Origin of the sequence: Streptomyces albiflavescens (genome assembly GCF_014645835.1) — a bacterium.
Lineage (GTDB): Bacteria > Actinomycetota > Actinomycetes > Streptomycetales > Streptomycetaceae > Streptomyces > Streptomyces albiflavescens.
Genome location: NZ_BMMM01000019.1, coordinates 130,776 through 147,899 on the forward strand (window position 1 = coordinate 130,776; position 17,124 = coordinate 147,899).

General features: G+C 69.6%; 14 protein-coding genes. 4 read left to right on the plus strand and 10 right to left on the minus strand.

Going from position 1 to position 17,124, the window contains the following annotated elements; all coding sequences use genetic code 11:
* Nucleotides 1-22: 22 nt before the first annotated feature.
* Both IEY95_RS38975 and IEY95_RS38980 read right to left on the minus strand, forming a co-directional pair.
* Nucleotides 23-790 carry an IclR family transcriptional regulator gene (locus tag IEY95_RS38975; protein WP_189190952.1) on the minus strand — a complete coding sequence of 256 codons (768 nt, stop codon included), beginning with the start codon at nucleotides 788-790 and terminating at the stop codon, nucleotides 23-25.
* Entirely contained in the window at nucleotides 787-1,215 is a 429-nt protein-coding gene (locus IEY95_RS38980; RefSeq protein ID WP_189190953.1) for a MarR family winged helix-turn-helix transcriptional regulator, read from the minus strand. The genes IEY95_RS38975 and IEY95_RS38980 overlap by 4 nt, the downstream gene beginning before the upstream one ends.
* Nucleotides 1,216-1,533: 318 nt before the next feature.
* Here IEY95_RS38980 and IEY95_RS38985 point away from each other — a divergent pair, with 318 nt between their 5' ends.
* The 4 genes from IEY95_RS38985 to IEY95_RS39000 are packed head-to-tail and all read left to right on the plus strand — an operon-like array spanning nucleotide 1,534 to nucleotide 5,353.
* Nucleotides 1,534-2,451 (plus strand): SDR family NAD(P)-dependent oxidoreductase, encoded by a 918-nt coding sequence (locus IEY95_RS38985; protein ID WP_308429387.1) that lies wholly within the window; start codon nucleotides 1,534-1,536, stop codon nucleotides 2,449-2,451.
* Nucleotides 2,451-3,323, plus strand: a complete 873-nt coding sequence (locus IEY95_RS38990; protein ID WP_189190954.1) for an amidohydrolase family protein — start codon at nucleotides 2,451-2,453, stop codon at nucleotides 3,321-3,323. The genes IEY95_RS38985 and IEY95_RS38990 overlap by 1 nt, the downstream gene beginning before the upstream one ends.
* A 51-nt stretch (nucleotides 3,324-3,374) precedes the next feature.
* Nucleotides 3,375-4,901, plus strand: a complete 1,527-nt coding sequence (locus IEY95_RS38995) for an acyl-CoA synthetase (protein WP_189190955.1) — start codon at nucleotides 3,375-3,377, stop codon at nucleotides 4,899-4,901.
* Nucleotides 4,898-5,353, plus strand: coding sequence for a MaoC family dehydratase (locus tag IEY95_RS39000; protein ID WP_189190956.1), 456 nt, complete (start codon nucleotides 4,898-4,900; stop codon nucleotides 5,351-5,353). Before IEY95_RS38995 ends, IEY95_RS39000 begins: the two co-directional genes overlap by 4 nt.
* 3 nt (nucleotides 5,354-5,356) lie before the next feature.
* Here IEY95_RS39000 and IEY95_RS39005 read toward each other — a convergent pair whose 3' ends face one another.
* From IEY95_RS39005 to IEY95_RS39040, 8 genes are all read right to left on the minus strand, one after another.
* Nucleotides 5,357-6,205, minus strand: coding sequence for a hypothetical protein (locus IEY95_RS39005; RefSeq protein ID WP_189190957.1), 849 nt, complete (start codon nucleotides 6,203-6,205; stop codon nucleotides 5,357-5,359).
* A complete protein-coding gene (locus tag IEY95_RS39010; RefSeq protein ID WP_189190958.1) occupies nucleotides 6,205-7,872 on the minus strand; it encodes a PHP domain-containing protein in 1,668 nt (555 codons plus the stop codon). The genes IEY95_RS39005 and IEY95_RS39010 overlap by 1 nt, the downstream gene beginning before the upstream one ends.
* A 28-nt stretch (nucleotides 7,873-7,900) precedes the next feature.
* Entirely contained in the window at nucleotides 7,901-9,757 is a 1,857-nt protein-coding gene (locus IEY95_RS39015; RefSeq protein ID WP_189190959.1) for a LamG-like jellyroll fold domain-containing protein, read from the minus strand.
* Nucleotides 9,758-9,829: 72 nt separating this feature from the next.
* The gene (locus IEY95_RS39020; protein ID WP_189190960.1) at nucleotides 9,830-12,868 is read right to left on the minus strand and encodes a glycoside hydrolase family 2 TIM barrel-domain containing protein; all 3,039 of its coding nucleotides are present in this window, start codon (nucleotides 12,866-12,868) and stop codon (nucleotides 9,830-9,832) included.
* Nucleotides 12,868-13,704, minus strand: a complete 837-nt coding sequence (locus IEY95_RS39025; protein ID WP_189190961.1) for a carbohydrate ABC transporter permease — start codon at nucleotides 13,702-13,704, stop codon at nucleotides 12,868-12,870. The genes IEY95_RS39020 and IEY95_RS39025 overlap by 1 nt, the downstream gene beginning before the upstream one ends.
* A gap of 12 nt (nucleotides 13,705-13,716) precedes the next feature.
* Complete coding sequence (locus tag IEY95_RS39030) at nucleotides 13,717-14,679, minus strand: carbohydrate ABC transporter permease (RefSeq protein ID WP_189190962.1); 963 nt, start codon at nucleotides 14,677-14,679, stop codon at nucleotides 13,717-13,719.
* Nucleotides 14,679-15,965 (minus strand): ABC transporter substrate-binding protein, encoded by a 1,287-nt coding sequence (locus IEY95_RS39035; protein ID WP_189190963.1) that lies wholly within the window; start codon nucleotides 15,963-15,965, stop codon nucleotides 14,679-14,681. Before IEY95_RS39035 ends, IEY95_RS39030 begins: the two co-directional genes overlap by 1 nt.
* An 81-nt stretch (nucleotides 15,966-16,046) precedes the next feature.
* Entirely contained in the window at nucleotides 16,047-17,093 is a 1,047-nt protein-coding gene (locus IEY95_RS39040; protein WP_189190964.1) for a carbohydrate kinase family protein, read from the minus strand.
* Nucleotides 17,094-17,124 lie beyond the last annotated feature (31 nt).

A 17,124-nucleotide genomic window follows, 5' to 3' on the forward strand; every position in this document is an offset into this window, starting at 1 on the left:
GATGAGAGGGATTTCCGGCGTCCTACGCGTCGCGCGCGGCCCGCGTGTCCGGCTGCCATCCGAGCGCCCGCGAGATCCCGCGCGCCGCCAGCCGTACCGCCGGGATCAACACCGGTACCCGGCCGTCGGCCTGGGGCACGACCACCGAGACGGCCGCGACGACCGTCCCGCCCGCGCCGCGGACGGGAGCGGCCACCGACAGGGCGTCGTCGGTGACCTGACGACTGCTCACCGCCACTCCCGTGCGCCGCACTTCGGCCAGCAGGCGGCGCAGCCGAGCCGGATCCGTGACGGTGTGCGGGGTGAACGAGGCGAGCGGGCTGTCGCAGTACGCCTCCTGGAGCGCCGCCTCGCCGTGTGCGAGGAGCGCGAGCCCGACGCCCGTGGCGTGCAGCGGCCAGCGGGCGCCCACCTGGATGCGGACGCCGACCGCGGAGCGCCCGGAGATCCACTCGATGTAGACGACCTCGGAGCCGTCGCGGACCGCCAACTGCACGTTCTCGTGGGTCGCTTCGTACAGGTCCTCCAGGTACGGGAGCGCGATCTGCCGCAGTGCCAGGCCCCGGGGAGCGAGCGCCGCGATCTCCCACAGCCGCAGGCCCACGTGGTAGACGCCGTCCTCGTCCCGCTCCAGGGCACCCCATTCGGTGAGCGCGCCGACCAGCCGGTGGGCGGTGGTGAGGGTGAGCCCGGCCCGGCGGCTGATGTCCGACAGGCACAGCGCCGGGTGCTCGTGGTCGAAGGCGGCGAGCACGGCGAGCAGGCGGTCGGGCGCGGACAGGGCGGTCATGAGTTGAGTTCGGTCTCCGCGACCCGTTGCAGCAGGGCGTGCAGGGTGGCTCGCTCGGCGGGGTCGAGGGGCTGGAGCAGATCGTTCGTGACGCGCAGGCCGGCTTCGTCGGTGTCGCGCAGGAAGGCGCGGCCTTCCTCGCTCAGCACGACGATGCGGCTGCGGCGGTCGTCCGGTGCAGGGCGCCGCTCGGCGAAACCGAGCTTCTCCAGGTCGTCGACGAGCCCGACGATCGCGCTCGGGTCGTAGCCGAGCCGTGAGCTCAACTCCCGCTGCAGCGCGCCTTCGGTGGTGGCGAGGAAGCGGAGCAGCGCGTAGTGGCGCAGGCGGAGCCCCGACTCCTGCAGGAACGTGTTGAACAGCTGCCCCGAGCGCAGCCCCAGCCGGTACAGGAGGTAGCCGGTGTCCGCGTGCAGTCCGCGCATCCACGGTTCCTGGGCATCGATGGGGGCAGAGCCCTCGGCGTGGTGTGTGGTGCGCTGCTGACGTGCGATGACGGGCTCCCTGGGCCGGGCCCCGGGCGGGGCGGTTCGGATGTACGTCCGTACGGCACGACGCCGTACCGCGCTCGCGATGACGCCGTACCGCGCACAGCTTCGCGTCGTACTACGCACAGCATGACGCACCGATGAGTCAGCAACAACTATTGACGTCAACAATTATTGTCCTTAGCTTCGATCTCGTAGCCGCAGCTCGGCATTCCAGGCCGCGCTCGCTGATCCGAAGCATTGAAGGGACCCCTCGTGCCCAGCATCGATCTCACCGGCAAGGTCGCCGTCGTCACCGGCAGTGGCCGTGGCCTCGGCCTGGCCTACGCACACGCCCTCGCGGCCGTCGGTGCCTCCGTGGTCGTCAACGACGTCGACGAGGCTGTGGCCGAGCAGGCCGTCAAGTCCATCACCGAAACCGGCCGCAAGGCCGTCGCCGAAGTGGTCCCGGTCGGCACGTCCGAGGCCGCCGGCCGACTCGTCGCCCGCGCGGTGGAGGAGTTCGGACGGCTCGACATCCTGGTGACCAACGCGGGCATCCTGCGCGACAAGGTCCTGTGGAAGATGACCGACGAGGACTTCGAAGCGGTGATCACCACCCACCTCAAGGGCACCTTCACCTGCGCCCGCGCCGCCGCCGTGCGGATGCGCGAGCAGGGCGAGGGCGGCAGCCTGATCCTGGTCGGCTCGCCGGCCGGACAGCGCGGAAACTTCGGTCAGACGAACTACGCCGCCGCGAAGGCGGGCATCGCTGCCATGGCCCGCACCTGGTCGATGGAGCTGGGCCGCGCGGGCATCACCGTCAACGCGATCGTGCCGGTCGCCGCGACCGCGATGACCGAGACCATCCCGGCCTTCGCGCCCTACATCGAGGCCATGAAGCAGGGTGAGCCGCTCCCCGACTTCCTCCGCAAGGGCGAGGGCTTCGGCACCCCCGAGGACTGCGCGGCCCTCATCCCGTTCCTCGCCTCCGAGGCCGCCCGCGGCATCACCGGGCAGGCCATCGGCATTGGCGGTGACAAGGTGACACTCTGGTCGCATCCGCAGGAGGTCAAGGCGGCGTACGCGGACGGCGGCTGGACCCCGGACACCCTGGCCGACGCCTGGGCCACCTCGGTCGGTGCCGAACCGCAGACCGTCGGGATCCCCGCGCCGAAGCTGCCGGAGGCGTGATGGACCTCAGCGAACTGGTCGCGATCGACGTCCATACCCACGCCGAGGTGTCGTCGAAGGGCCACTCCTCGCTCGACGAGGACCTGCACGACGCCTCCAGTGCCTACTTCAAGGTCGAGGGAAAGCGGAAGCCGACCCTGGAGGAGACCGCCGCCTACTACCGCGAGCGGAAGATGGCCGCCGTGATCTTCACGGTCGACGCCGAGTCCGCCACCGGCACCGAGCCGGTCCCGAACGAGGAGGTCGCCGAGGCCGCGGCCGCCCACCCGGACGTGCTGATCCCGTTCGCCTCCATCGACCCCTTCCGCGGCAAGGCGGGGATCAAGCGGGCCCGCCGCCTGGTCGAGGAGTACGGGGTGAAGGGCTTCAAGTTCCACCCCAGCATCCAGGGCTTCTTCCCCAACGACCGCTCGGTGGCGTACGACCTGTACGAGGTGATCGAGGAGACCGACACGATCGCCCTCTTCCACACGGGACAGACGGGGATCGGCGCCGGGGTGCCCGGCGGGGGCGGAATCCGGCTCAAGTACTCGAACCCGCTGCACGTGGACGACGTGGCCGCCGACTTCCCGCATCTGAAGATCATCCTGGCGCACCCCTCCTTCCCCTGGCAGGACGAGGCGCTCGCGGTGGCTACGCACAAGCCGGGCGTGCACATCGACCTGTCCGGCTGGTCGCCGAAGTACTTCCCGCCGCAGCTGGTGCAGTACGCCAACACGCTGCTGAAGGACAAGGTCCTCTTCGGCTCCGACTACCCCGTCCTCACCCCCGACCGGTGGCTCTCCGACTTCGAGAAGCTGCCGGTCAAGGACGAGGTCAAGCCGAAGATCCTCAAGGAGAACGCCGCCCGCCTGCTCGGGCTCACGCCGTAAGGGGCCACCCCATGTGCCATCCCATGTGCGACGACGGACAGGGGCAGACAGATGCGCAATGAGGGACTGGGCTCATGGCCCGCACGCAGGGCCCGCAAGACCCCGCACCGCACCGCCCTGATCCACGGCGACACCGGCGTCACCTATGCCGAGCTGTACGCGCGCACGACCCGGCTCGCCCAGGCCCTGCGCGCCCTGGGGCTGCGCCGCGGCGACCGGATCGCCTATCTCGGTCCCAACCACCCGGCGTACCTCGAAACGCTCTTCGCGGCGGGTGTCCTGGGCGCGGTCTTCGTACCGCTCAACCCCCGCCTCGCGGGACCCGAGATCGCCTACCAGCTGAGCGATTCGGGCGCCAAGGCCCTGGTGTACGCGCCGTCGCTGGCGGGGCTCGTCGCGGGTCTGCCGGGCAGCACCGATGTGCGGACGTTCGTCGAAGTCGGCGACCATTACGAGGAGTTGATCGCCGAGGCCGGCGACGAGGCGATCGACCAGCCCGTCACCGCGGACGACACCTGCATCATCATGTACACCTCGGGCACGACCGGCCGCCCCAAGGGCGCGATGCTCACCCACGGCAATCTGACCTGGAACGCGGTCAACGTGCTCGTCGACCACGATCTGATCGCCGACGAACGCGCCCTGGTCTCCGCCCCGTTGTTCCACACGGCCGGGCTGAACATGCTCACCCTGCCGGTGCTCCTCAAGGGCGGCACCTGCGTCCTGGTCGAGTCCTTCGACCCGGCGGCCACCTTCGGCCTGATCGAGCGGCACCGGATCACCTTCATGTTCGGTGTGCCGACCATGTTCGACCAGGTGGCCCGGCATCCGCGCTGGGCCGACGCCGACCTGTCCTCGCTGCGCATCCTCACCTGCGGCGGCTCGCCGGTGCCGACTGCGCTGATAGCCGCCTACCAGGAGCGCGGCCTCACCTTCCTGCAGGGCTACGGGATGACCGAGGCCGCACCCGGCACCCTCTTCCTGGACGCGGAACACGCGGTCGGCAAGGCGGGTTCGGCGGGGGTGCCGCACTTCTTCAGCGATGTACGGGTCGTACGGCCCGACTTCATGCCGGTCGACGTCGGCGAGACGGGCGAAGTGGTCGTCCGCGGCCCGCACGTCATGCCCGGGTACTGGGGTCTGCCCGACGAGACCGCCGCCGTCTTCGCCGACGGCTGGTTCCGCAGCGGGGATGCCGCCCGGATCGACGAGGACGGCTATGTCTTCATCGTCGACCGCATCAAGGACATGATCATCTCCGGCGGCGAGAACATCTACCCGGCCGAGATCGAGGACTTGCTCCTCGCCCACCCCGACATCGTCGAGTGCGCGGTCATCGGCGTCGCCGACGACAAGTGGGGCGAGGTGCCGCGCGCGGTCGTCGTCGCCCGCGAGGGGGTCGACCTGGACCCGGACGCCGTCCTCGCGTCGCTGGCCGGACGCCTCGCCAAGTACAAGATCCCGAAGTCGGTCGTCATCGCGGACGAACTCCCGCGAACCGCCTCCGGGAAGCTCCTCAAGTCCCGTGTCCGTACGCGGTACGGCACCACCAACTCGTCAGCAAGGAAGCACATATGAGCATCACCGTGAACGGCCTCGACGCACTCAGGAAGCTTGCGGGCGGCGACCTCGGGACCAGCGAGTGGATCGAGATCACCCAGGAGCGCATCAACACCTTCGCCGACGCCACCGGCGACCACCAGTGGATCCACGTCGACCCCGAGGAGGCCGCGGAGGGCCCCTTCGGCGCACCCATCGCGCACGGCTATCTGACCCTCTCCCTCTTCATCCCGCTCTTCACCGAGCTGCTGGAGGTCGAGGGCGTGTCGGCGAAGGTCAACTACGGCCTGAACAAGGTGCGTTTCCCCTCGCCCGTGAAGGTCGGTTCGCGGATCCGCCTGGTCGCGAGGCTCGCCTCGGTCGAGGACGTGCCGGGCGGGGTGCAGATCGCCGTCGACGGCACGATAGAGATCGACGGCGGCGGGAAGCCCGCCGCCGTCCTGCAGAGCCTGTCGCGTTTTTACGCCTGACCTCTACTGCTGGCGGTACGCGTACACGGTGGTCGCCACCGCGCACACTCCGGGCGAGATCACCTCGGCCCGGAGCGTGCCGCGTACGGCGTCGTAGTCCACGCCCTCGGTCTCGTACGTCCCGTCCGTGCACAGGCTGCGCTGCGGCAGGGCGAAGAGGCTGGTGACATGGCCTGTGACCGGCTGACCGTCGAGCTTGTGGTCCAGGTCGACCTGGAGCAGCGGCCGGTCTTCGGGGAAGAGCGTGCGCGAGCCGTCGTCCGAGGCGCACAGCAGCCGGCTGGAGTTCACGAAGTCGCAGCCCTGGATGTCGCGGACCGGCTTGTCGAGGGTGATCTGCCAGGCCTCCGGCAGGGCGCCGCCGGTACGCGGGGTCGACGGATTGAGCAGGGGAGCGGGGAAGACCTGGAGCCGGTTCTGGTCGCCCCACTCGCCCGACACCAGCCACTGCCCGTCGGGCGACACGGTGGCGAAGGAGTTGTTCAGCTTCTCGCCCGGATCGAGCTGATGCACGTACTCGTAGCGCTTCCCGGCGGGTGTGGTGACGGCGAACATCTTCGACGTCGCCGTGTCCGGTCCCTGATAGGCGTCGAACACATAGCCCTGCGCGATGTCCGGGTCGCCCACGTGGTTCCAGCCCTTGATCCGCAGATCGAGGGGGACGGAAGCGAGCCCGCGGTACAGCAGTGACCCGTTCGCGCGGCTCGCCAGTCCCTGACCACCGCTCAGCGAGTCGACGTACGCCGTGCCGGTCTCGGTCCAGTGGGGTTCATCGGCGACGGCGGACGACGTACTCATGCCCACCGCCAAGGCGCCCAACAGGGAGCCCAGAGCCAGTAACTGACGTTTCATCACACACCTGCCACATCGACGAAGACCGGGTTGGCATAGAACCACGTATCGACCCACGGGTCACCGTCGCCGGGCACATGCGGAATCGGGCCGTGCGGGTCGATCGAGGCGCCGAGATACCCGGCGCCATTGCGGTTGCCGTCGCTGCCGCGCAGCCGGACGTAGAAGGACTCGTCACCGGCGACCAGCGGGATGCGCAGGGTGTACGTCCCCTTCCGGCCGCTCACGTCCCGCGTGTGGACGACCCTGGTGTCGGGCGCCCGCCAGTCGTCGCGGTCGGCCACCGGGCCGCGCACCGCGCCGCGGATCACGTCGACGTGCGCCAACTCGGGCAGGATACCGTGGGGGTTGGGACGCGAGGCGGTCGTCACGGTGACGCTCAGCGTGAGCTTCTCGCCCTTGCGGACGCGCAGTCGGCCGCCCATGGTCACACCCGGGCCGTGGTCGCAGTCCCGCTTCAGCCGGACGTCGAGGCCGTCGAGCAGATGTCCGTGGTCCAGCCAGACCCGGCCCGCGCGCAGGCCCGCCATCACGGCGCGGTAGCCGTAGCGGGTCACGCCGACATGCGTGCGGCTGAACTGGCCGGGCCAGAAGTCGCCGCCCGGCTGCTGTGTGTCGGTGTTCACCGGGTCGGGGATGTGCCCGGTGTTGTCGAAGTTCTGCCCGGGCGCCCAGTCGCCGTTCTTCCAGGTGTCGAAGACGACACGGTGCACATCGGAGTTGGTGGTGATCGTGAAGAGCCGCCCCTCGGCGAGCATCGCGTCCCACATGCCGCCGACGGTCGCCGTCATCCAGTCGAAGCCGCCGTACAGGACGTACGCGTCCTCCGGGTACCCGGCGAAGGAGTTCTCGGACGGCTTGTTGACGTACTCGCCGCGCTGCCGGCCGGAGCCGACCCAGCCGGGGATGCCGCCGCCCTGGGCGCCGGGCGCGCCCTCCATGCCGATCATGATCTCGGGGGCCGCGTCCCGCCAGTTGCGCATCTCGTGCGGGGAGTCGATGCCCAGGCGCAGCGGATGGTTGGCGAGGACGAGGACGTCGTCGACGTATCCGGCACGGCGCTGTGCGGCCAGCCACTGGATGGCCTTGACCGCGTGGGCCTCGTTGCGGGCCGTGTCGGGGCTGGTGGGGGAGCCCGCGGTGTAGCCCAGCAGCTTGCCGTCGTAGGCGAGTTCGAACTGGGTGAGCAGGTCCACCTCGTGCGGTCCGGGAGCGGCGAAGACGGTGGCGTGCTCGGCGGCCGGGATGTACCACTCCAGACCCTGGAAGATCAGCTGGCGCGGGTTCTGGGCGCGCGCCGCGAGGATCTCCTGGTGTTCCAGCTTCGCGCCGTAGTGGGCGTGCCCGAAGTTGGAGTGCTCGTTGAAGACCATCCAGTCGAGCCCGTACTGGGCGCCGGCCCGGGCGAGTTGGGAGAACGTGTACTTCGCGTCGTGGCTGTAGACGGAGTGGATGTGGTGGTCGCCCACGAGGTAGGCGAGACGCGGGTCGTTGCCGCCGAAGCCTCGGGTGGAGGCCGCCGCGGGTGTCGCGAGCGAGCCCACCGCGAAAGCCGCCCCGAACAGGCCCGCGCGGCGCAGCAGCCCGCGCCGCGACATGCCCTGCGGGTCCAGCGCGGCGGGTGAGACGGACGGATCGGCCCAGGCGGGCAGTTGCTGCTCGGTCATGATCGTGTGAGTCCCTCGGGTCTTCGGGTCAGTGGTTCATGAACGACGTGACGGGAAGGGCGCGCTCGACGATCCGGACGTCGCCGAGCCGGCCGTGCAGAATCTGGTCGATCTGCCCCGCGTACTCGTAGCCGCCGAGCAGCCACGGCAGCCCGAGGGAGGTGAGTCCCACGGCGGAGGCGTGCGGATTGCGGGCGACCGGGCAGCCCTGGACGTACATCGTGGTGTGGGAGCCGTCGTTGACGACGGCGACGTGCCACCACTGCTCCCGGGCCGTCTCGTCGCCCCAGTTGGTGGCGATGCCCTGCTGGTTGAGCGGCCGGACCGCCCACTGCGGGCCGGGCCCGTCGGACAGGGAGAGCGTGGCGAGCGGCTCGTCCGGGTCGTCCGCGGTCTTGCCCGCGCCGCCGCCGGTACCGGTGCGGCTGATCAGCGAGGCCCAGGCGTTGTGCGAGGCGTCCCAGTCGGCGGGCAGCTGGTAGAAGGCCTCGATGGTGTAACCACGCTGGAAGGTCGCCGAGTTGAGGGGCGCTCCGTCGACCGTGCGCAGATACGCGCCCTTCAGCGGAGGCTTGCCGCCCTGGAAGGAGAGGCTGCCATGGCCCGGCTGGTCCGGGTGGTGGGCCGACGACCAGGTGAGGGCGCCGTCGGCGACCTTGACCACGGTCAGGTCGTTCCCGTGCCCGGACAGATCACGGACCGTGCCGTCGACCGCCGTACCGTCGTCGTGTCCGTCGAAGCGCCAGTAGGCGACCGTGCCCCGGACGAGCATCTGCGAGGCGGCTCGCGACGGCCGGGCGGGAACCGGAGCGAAGCCCGAGAAGCGCTCCTCGAAGTCGAGGGTGACGGAGAACCGGTCGGCGTCGCCACTGAGTTCGATCTCCTGCCGTTCCAGCTCATTGAGGCCCTTGGCGGCCCGGCCCAGGATCCACGGCGAGATCGTCTCGACGTCTATGGTGTTCCGGTCGAGGTCGAAGCGGTAGAGGCGGATCATCGCCGCACCGCCGTAGTAACGATTCTGATAGTTCGTCAGGTGCAGATGCACCTCGTTCCCGGCCGCGTTCTTGCGGGTGGCGCGGGCGGCGGGCCAGTAGTGCCCGTTGAGGGTCAGGAAGATCTGGTCGTGATCATTGACCAGCTCGTCCCACAGACGCTGCCCGTACGAGGAGAGGGTGTCGTCCTCGACGACCAGCTCGTGCGTGGTGAGGATGACGGGCGTCCTGGGGTGCTGGGCGATGACGTCCTTCGCCCACGCGTAGCCCTTCGCCGACAGCCGCCAGTCCAGTGCGAGGACGAGCCACTGCCGGCCGGCCGCCGTGAAGAGGTGGAAGGTGTTGTAGCCGTCCGGCGAGGCACCGCCGAAGGTGCGCTGGTGCGCGAAGCGCCGCGGCCCGAAGACGTCGAGGTACGGCGTCGCGCCGCGCTGGTCGTCCGTGGACGACCTGATGTCGTGGTTGCCCGCGAGCACGCTGTAGCCCACGCCGCGCCGGTCGAGCAGCTCGAACGCCTTGCCGGCCGCGTCGAATTCGGCCTGCGCGCCGTTCTCCGTGAGGTCGCCCAGATGCGAGAGGAAGACGATGTTCTCGTCCTTGCCGTGCTCCAGGAGGTAGCGGAGCGAGGCCTCGATCGGCGCGGGGTTGATGCTGGGGCCGTCGAAGAGGTACTGGGTGTCGGGCATGACGGCGAGGGTGAAGCGGCGGCTTTCGGGGTCGGGCCGCCAGCTCGCCTCACGGGCGGCAGCCTGGGCGGTCGCGGGCAGCGCGACGGTCGTGGCCGCAGCGCCGATCAGCGCCGTGGCCCGCAGGAAGTTACGTCTTCCGGCGTCGGCCTGGTCGGCTTGGGCGGCGGCCTGATCGGCCTGCGTCCGGGCATGCGAAGTACACACGTCTGCTCCATCAAAGAGGCGTCGAAGAGGTGGGTGCGCAAGGAGAGGTCGAAGAGGTGGATGCGAGCGAGGTCAGAGGACGCGAAGTGTCCAGGACCAGCGGTGCGTACCGGCGTCGATGAGGTACTCGGGCGAGGTGTCGGGCCCGCACGAGGCGGTGCCCAGGCCCCGGTGCGCGGCGTCGATGTGCACGACGCAACCGGGCCGCGGCACCAGCTCGTCGTGGTGGGTGGCGGCGGCCAGGTCCTCGGCGCGGTACCGGGTCACGGACACCTGGCGTGGTTCGTCCAGTGCGACCGAGAGGCCGGTGGCGTCGGGCGCCGACAGCGTGAAGTGCCGTACGCCGTGCCGCCCGCCGCTCTCCTGCGGACGCAGATAGGGGGTGAACAGCTCGTCCACGGGCAGGGAGTGGTGGCCGACGGGCGCGCCGGCGCAGCGGTCCGGATACGACTCCCAGGGACCGGGCCCGTACCACTTCAGGACATCGAGGCCGGCGGCGGTCTCGAAGACCGAGCCCACCCGCGCCACGTCGTCGAGGCCGTCCGGCAGCTCGGCCGACTCCTCGACGAGCACACCACCCTCGACGCGCGTGAACACCTGCTCATGGCGCACCACGCCCGCCGAGGTGTCGTACTCGGCCAGCACGCTGACCCGTCCGCCCTCACGCCGTACGGCGACGACCTTGCGCACGAGCGTGTCGAGACCCCAGGCGCGCCAGCGTGTCGCGACGCCGCCCAGCTCGTCGTTGTCGGTCGGCGTCCGCCACAGCGAGAGCACAGGGGCGGCGGTGAGCAGCGGGTGAACGAGGAGCCCCGCCTCGTCGATGTCGACGGGTTCCCCCGCCGCGGGGAGGTCCTCCGTGACGTCCTCGTCCCAGAGGTCGCCCTCCGTGACGTCCTCGTCCCCGAGGTCGCCCTCCGTGACGTCCTCGTCCCCGAGGTCGCCCTCCATGTCGGATGCCGCCCACAGCCGCACCTGCGGCAGGCACACCACCGTGCCGCGCGGTGCCCACGGTTCGTCCGCCGCGGTGGTCACCCGCAGCGTCAGCCACGCCTCGCCGGCGTCGTCCGGCAGCGAGAAGGGCAGCGGAACCGCGGCCGACTCGCCGGGACCCACGTCGGGCAGCTCGGCCGGAGCCGTCAGCGTGCCGCCGTCCGCGAGCGACAGCTCCCACTCGGCGGCCAGCCATTCCAGCCCCCGGAAGTGCTGGCGATTGGCGACGGCCGGCCCCTCGTGGTGGAAGTTCGTCAGCATGACCGGTGCCGCGATCTCCCGGTGCTCGTACATCACCGGCTTCGGGGTCCGGTCGGGAAAAACGACCCCGTCGGCGATGAACGCGCCGTCGTGGATCGTCTCGCCGAAGTCGCCGCCGTACGCCCAGCGGTGGCCCGGCGCCGCGACACCGTTGTCATACAGCCCGGCGCCACCGCGCCCGGCCGGTCTTCCGTCGTTCACGCGTTGGAGAATGCCGTGGTCCCAGAACTCCCAGATGAAACCGCCCTGAAGCCCCGGGGTTGACTCGATGGCGGCCCAGTGCTCGGCGAGCGTGCCGTTGCTGTTGCCCATGGCGTGCGAGTACTCGCACTGGATGAGCGGCTTGGTCTGCGTCCCGGAGAGGGCGTGGGCGACACAGTCCTCGATGGGCGCGTACATGGGGCAGGCGATGTCGGACGCGACGGTCGTGTCGGCCCAGTCGAGCTTGGCCGCGCCCTCGTACTGCAGCGGCCTGGTCGGGTCGTGACGGCGCAGCCACCCCGCGGCGGCGTCGTGGTTGGCGCCGTAGTCCGACTCGTTGCCGAGGGACCAGATGATGACGCACGGGTGGTTCTTGTCGCGGAGGACCATCCGTGCGACGCGGTCCACGAAGGCACTGGTGTAGCGCGGGTCGTCGGCGATCTCGTGCGCGTGGTCGTGCGCCTCGATGTTCGCCTCGTCCACGACGTACAGGCCGAGCTCGTCGGCGAGGTCGAGGAGGGTCGGGTCGTTCGGGTAGTGGGCCGTGCGGATCGCGTTGAACCCGAAGCGCTTCAGCAGCTCCAGGTCCGCGCGCATGTCCTCGTACGACACCGTCCGCCCCGTCAGCGGATGGAAGTCGTGCCGGTTGACGCCCCGGATGTAGACCCGCTCGCCGTTGAGGAGCAGGTCCCGGCCGCGGATCTCGACCTCTCGGAAGCCCACGCGGTGGTACGAGGTGTCGGCGACCGAACCGTCGGCGCGGTGCAGGCGTACGGTCAGGCCGTACAGCTCGGGTGTCTCCGCGGTCCATGGGCGGACGTCGCGCACGACGGCGGTGAGGCGTGCCTCGCCGAGGAAGTCGGAGACCCGGCCGTCCTCGGCGTTGTAGCGGTCGAACTCCGCGTCCTGCGCCAGCAGTCGACCGTCCAGCTCTCCGGTGACGTACCAGCCCTCGGGCAGCGCGCCGGAAGCCTGCCGCACCTGACAGTCCACGCGCAGCTCGCCGTCGAGCCGCGTCCGCACGGTCACGTCGGCCAGATACAGCGGATCGGTGGCGTACAGCAGGACCGAGCGGGTGATCCCGCCGTGCCACCACTGGTCCTGGTCCTCGATGTGCGAGGCGTCCGACCACTTCACGACGGTGAGCCGTACGGTGGCGCGCCGCCCGGGACGGACGACCTCGGAGAGATCGAACTCCGCCGCGAGGTGCGAGTCCTTGGAGATGCCGACCGGCCGACCGTCGACATGGACCAGCAGGACACTCTCGGCGGCACCGACCTGGAGCACGATCCGGCGACCCGCCCACTCGGCGGGGACGTCCACGTCACGCTCGTACACACCCGTCGGGTTGGCGGCGGGCGACGCGGGCGGGAACTCGCTCCAGGGCATACGGAAGTTGGTGTACTGAGGGAGGTCGTCGGTGTCCCCCATGGTCCAGGCGCCGGGGACCTCGATCCGGGCCCAGTCACCGAGCGGGGCGTCGGGCGCCGGCAGCAGCTGGAACCGCCATGGCCCGTCCAGCGACAGGGCGCCCGGCCGCCGCTCCACGGCGCTCATCGGCAACCGCCCCCGGGAGGTCACCTCAGGTGCCTCCCAGGGGCGCAGGGCGATCAGGGGATCGGCGGGCAGCGGCCCGCGGATCGACGGATCGGTCATCAGCGGATGGCCCCCTTGCCGAGGTCGCCGATGATCTGCTTGGCGCCGATCGCGAAGACGATCAGCAGCGGGACGAGGGCCAGCAGCGCGCCCGTCATGACCATTCCGTAGTCGGTCGTGCCGTGGACGCCGTTGAGCTGGGACAGGGCGACCTGGAGGGTCACATTGTCCGGGTTGGTGAGGGCGATCAGGGGCCAGGCGTAGTCGTTCCACTGGCCCATGAAGGTGAAGATGCCGAGGAAGGCGAGGCCGGGACGGACGACCGGGAGCGCCACGTGCCAGTACTGGCGCAGGAATCCGGCCCCGTCGAGCTTGGAGGCGTCGAGGAGTTCGTCGTGGATGGCGCTCTTCATGTACTGGCGCATCCAGAAGATGCCGAAGGCGTTGGCGGCCGCCGGGACGATCAGCGCGGTCATCGAGCCGATCCAGCCCAGCTTTGCCATGATCACGAACTGCGGGATGGCCTGGAGCTGCGCCGGCACCATGAAGATCGCCATCATCAGGGCGAAGAGCACCCGGCGCCCGGGGAACTGGAACTTGGCGAAGACGAAGGCCGCGAGGGAGTCGAAGAAGAGGACCAGGACCGTGACCGAGCCGGCCACGAGCAGGGAGTTGAACATCGACCCGAAGAAGTCGACGCTGTCGAAGAGGTGGCGGAGGTTCTCCAGGAAGTGCGAGCCGGGCAGCAGCTTGGGCGGGTAGGAGAAGATCTCGGTCGACGAGTGCGTCGACATGATCACGGCCCAGTAGAACGGGAAGACCGAGAGCAGCAGGCCGACGATCAGGACCAGGTGGAGGGCTATGCCCCGCTGCCGTGAACCCTTGATGGATGCCATGGTGGCGGTCTCCTAGTCTTCGCCCCGGCGCTGCACCAGCCGCCAGTTGATGATCGAGAAGAGGATGACGACCAGGAAGATGCCCCAGGCGACGGCGGCGCCGTATCCGAAGTCGTTGTTGTCGAAGGTCTGCTGGAAGAAGTAGAGGACCATCGTCTGGCCCGCGTGTCCCGGACCGCCCGCGAACGACGAGTTGTTGTCCGTGGTCTGCAGCAGCACCTGCGGTTCGGAGAAGCTCTGCAGTCCGGTGACGGTCGAGATGACCAACACGAAGAGCAGCACCGGACGCAGCAGTGGCAGCGTGATGCGGAAGAAGGTCTGCACGGGCCCCGCGCCGTCCATCCGCGCCGCCTCGTACAGCTCGCTCGGGATCGTCTGGAGCCCGGCGAGGAAGATGATCGCGTTGTAGCCGGTCCACTGCCAGGTCATCAGCGTCGCGATGGCGACCTTGATGCCCCAGGGACTGTTCAGCCACGCCACCTGGTCCAGGCCGAGCGCCTGCAGCACGGCGTTCATCAGGCCGAAGTTGGTGGAGAAGACCGAGCCGAAGATGATCGCGACGGCCACGATCGAGGTGACGTTCGGCAGGAAGAAGGCGAAGCGGTAGACGTTCTTGAAGCGGACCGCCGAGTTGAGCAGCACGGCCGTGATGATCGCCAGGAAGATCATGGGGAAGGTGGCCAGCGCCCAGATGATGATCGTGTTGCCGATCGCCGTCCAGAACTGGCTGTCCCCCAGCAGATAGCGGTACTGCGACAGGCCCGCGAACTCCATTGAGCCGAGCCCGTCCCAGCGATGGAAGGACAGGTAGAGCGAGAAGCCGACCGGGATCAGGCCGAAGGCGAGGAACAGGAGATAGAAGGGCGAGATCGCGGCGTACAGCCGCCAGTGGCTCAGGATGCCCTTCTTCCGGTGGACGACGGGGGAAGTGGCCACGACCGCCGGAGGTGTCTCGACCACGGGTGCGGTAGCCATCAGTAACTCACCCCCAGGTGGTCCGCGATGCGCCGGCACTTGCTCATGGCGTCCTTCCAGGCCTGCTTCTCGTCCTTGCCGAGAACGGAGAAGTTCCGCAGCTCGTCGTCGATCGGGGTCTTGAGCGCGATGTCGTACGGGCTGTTGTAGGCGACCGGGATCTTCTCCGCCGCCGGTCCGAAGACGTCCATGGTGATCTGGTTGCCGAAGAACGCGTCGGGTTCGCGGAGCTTCCCCATGCCGTACGACGCCGGGGTCGACGGGAAGAGCACCGAGTCGACGAAGCCCTGGGCCTGGTTGTCCGCGTCGAGCATCCAGGTGATCATCTCGAAGGCCTTCTCCGGCTCCCGGCACGCATTAGTGATGGCAAGGAACGAGCCGCCGATGTTCGACGGTCCGCCCGGACAGGCCGCCACCCGCCACTTGCCCTTGGTCTTCGGCGTATTGAGCTTGATGTCGCCGGCCGCCCAGGAGGCGTTCAGCTGGCTGGGCAGCAGGCCTCGCTCGGTGGCGGATATGTTGTCCGGCGTGCCGTTGACGATCTTCGAGACCAGACCGCGGCGGGTGGCCTCGACCGCGCGGTCCCAGGCGGTGCGCACATGCTCCTGGTCGCCGATGAAGTGCCGGTCCTTGTCGACGAACCGCTTGGTCGTCTGGTTGATCGAGATGCCGTAGATGCTGAGGGCGTCGGTGAGGATGAACGCGCCCGGGATGCGTTTCTTGAGCTGCTCACCGGCCGCGAGGAACTTCTCCCAGGTGTCCAACTCCTTGGACACGTCGGTGGGCTCGTAGGGCAGCCCGGCCTTCTCGAAGACGGCCGGCTGGTAGTAGTGCGCGACCGGACCGCAGTCGATCGGGAAGCCCACCATCGAGCCGTCCTCGGCGATGCCCTCGTTCCACTTCCAGGGCAGGTACTGGTCCTTCAGCTTGTCGGCGCCGAGCGTGCGCAGGTCCACGAACTGGTCGGAGTTCGGCAGGTACGAGGCCATGTCCTCGCCCTTGAGTCCGGCGATGTCCGGGATATGGGCACGGCCGGTCATGGTGGTCATCAGCTTCGAGCGGTAGTAGCCGCCGATCTGGATGGCCTGCAGGTTCACCGAGCTGTCGTAGCGGGTCTTGGCGTCCTGGACGACCTTCGGGCTCAGCCCGCCGCTCCAGTACCACATGACCATGTTCCGGCCGGTGGAACCGGTCGGAACGGCACAGCCGGTCGCCAGGCCGCCGAGCGCCGTGGCGGCCGTACCGGCCAGGCCCGCGCGCAGCAGGCTTCTTCGTGAGAGCCGCACAGCTCCCACCGCCTTTCGGTTCTTTGACGTTCTTCGACGTTCTTCGACGTTCTTGGAAAGCGAGAGGTACCGATCGGGGGTTCAGCGGGGGGTGACGGGCGCGTACTGGACGGGCGGGCCCGGGTCGGCCGGGATCCGGTCGGCCAGGAAGCCGTACGCGCGCCGTAGTTCGGGGTCGTCGAGGGAGTGCCACCAGCGGTGCACGCCGTACCAGCCGGGCGCGGCAAGCGCACCGCCGTGCCGCCGCACGGACAGCCCGGCGGCCAGGACCGCGAAGCGCAGCCGCTCCTCCAGTGGCCAGCCGCCGAGCGAGGCCGCGACGAAGCTCGCTCCGAACACGTCACCGGCGCCCGTCGGGTCCAGGACATCGATGTCCAGGGCGGGCACTTCGGCGTACTCGCCCGTCGTCTGGTCCACGGCCACCGCGCCGTCGCCGCCTCGTGTGACCACGGCCACCGGCACCAGTTCGGAGAGGGTGCCGAGCGCCGCCACCGCGCTGTCGGTACGCGTGTACGCCATCGCCTCGGCCTCGTTGGGGAGGAAGGCATGGCACAGCGAGAGCTGGTCGAGGAGGTCGGTGGACCACTGCTGGGTGGGGTCCCAGCCGACATCGGCGTAGATCTGCGTGCCGTTCGCGGCCGCCTTGGCGAGCCAGGCGCGCGGCTCGGCCTCGATGTGCACCAGCGCGGTGCGCGCCTCGGGCGGGTCGCCCATCAGCGTGTCCTGCGAGTACGGGGGTTCCTGGCCGTGGGTGACCAGGGCACGGTCGTGGACGGGGGACCCCCCTGGTCGAGGGGAGCCGTGAGTTCGGGGGAGAGCGAGCGAGACGGTGACCGGGGTGTGCCAGCCGTCCGCCGTGCGGGAGAGCGAGAGGTCGATGCCCTCCTGGCCGGCGAGGACTTCACGGCAGTACGCGCCGTAGTGGTCGTCGCCGAAGACCGTGGCCAGGGAAGTGCGCAGGCCGAAACGGGAGGCCGCCACGGCCAGGTTGGCGATGCCGCCGGGGCTCACACCCATGCCCTCGGTCCAGATCTCCTCACCCGGCGTCGGAGGCTTGCCCAGCCCGGTGAGGACGAGGTCGTAGAAGAGCAGCCCGGTCAGCAGGACATCGGGCCCTTCGTCGCCCACGGGCGCATCCTCTCGTCAAAAGTCTGCAAGC